The organism is Kineococcus indalonis, from assembly GCF_009906395.1.
Lineage (GTDB): Bacteria > Actinomycetota > Actinomycetes > Actinomycetales > Kineococcaceae > Kineococcus > Kineococcus indalonis.
Genome location: NZ_JAAALM010000939.1, coordinates 1 through 752, shown reverse-complemented (window position 1 = coordinate 752; position 752 = coordinate 1). Strand labels below are relative to the sequence as shown.

The 752-nt window shown below is 77.1% G+C and carries 1 protein-coding gene; it reads right to left on the bottom strand.

Annotated elements, in window-relative coordinates; genetic code table 11:
• The coding region (locus GTR00_RS22050) for a metal ABC transporter ATP-binding protein (RefSeq protein ID WP_166613614.1) at positions 1-650 on the bottom strand (650 nt) is incomplete at its 3' end.
• Positions 651-752: the final 102 nt, after the last annotated feature.

Here is a 752-nt window from a genome sequence, read left to right as displayed (position 1 = left end):
ACCCCGGTGCGGGTCAGGGTGATCGAGCGGGTGACCGCCCCGCTCACGGCCTCCAGCTCGTGGGTGACCAGCAGGACACCGGCACCTGCCCGCACCACCCGGTCCAGGGCCGCGACGAGCAGGCGCTGGCTGGCCGCGTCCACCCCGGCGGTCGGCTCGTCCAGCAGCAGCAGCCGGGCCCCGGAGGCCAGGGCCCGCGCCAGCAGGGCGCGGCGTTGCTGGCCGCCGGAGAGCACGTCGAACGGCGTGTCGGCCAGCTCGTCCAGGCCCACGCCGTCCAGGGCGGCGGCCACCGCCTCGCGGTCCCGCAGGCGCTGGGCGGCGCGCCAGCGCGCCAGCGGCCCGCGCTGCAGCAGCCGGCCGGCGGCGACGACCTCGCGGACCGTGGCGGGCACGCCGGGCGCGCCGGTGTGCCGCTGGGGCACGTAGCCGACCGGCCGGGCGAGCACCTGCAGCCCGCCGTCGACGACGTCGGCCAGGCCCAGCACGGCGCGCAGCAGGGTCGTCTTGCCCGCGCCGTTGACCCCGAGCAGGGCCACGCACTCCCCGGCGGCGACCTCGAGGTGGACCGGGGGCGTCACCGGGGTGCCGCGGTAGCCGGCGCGGCACCCGTGCACCCGCAGGAGGTTCTCGTCCGTCGTTCGTCGCACCCGGCCAGGCTATCGGTAACGATTACCGATCCGTGTATGGTTGCGAACCGTTCTCACCAAACGGGGCGCGTGCCCCGCCGACCAGGAGATCCGATGCCCCCC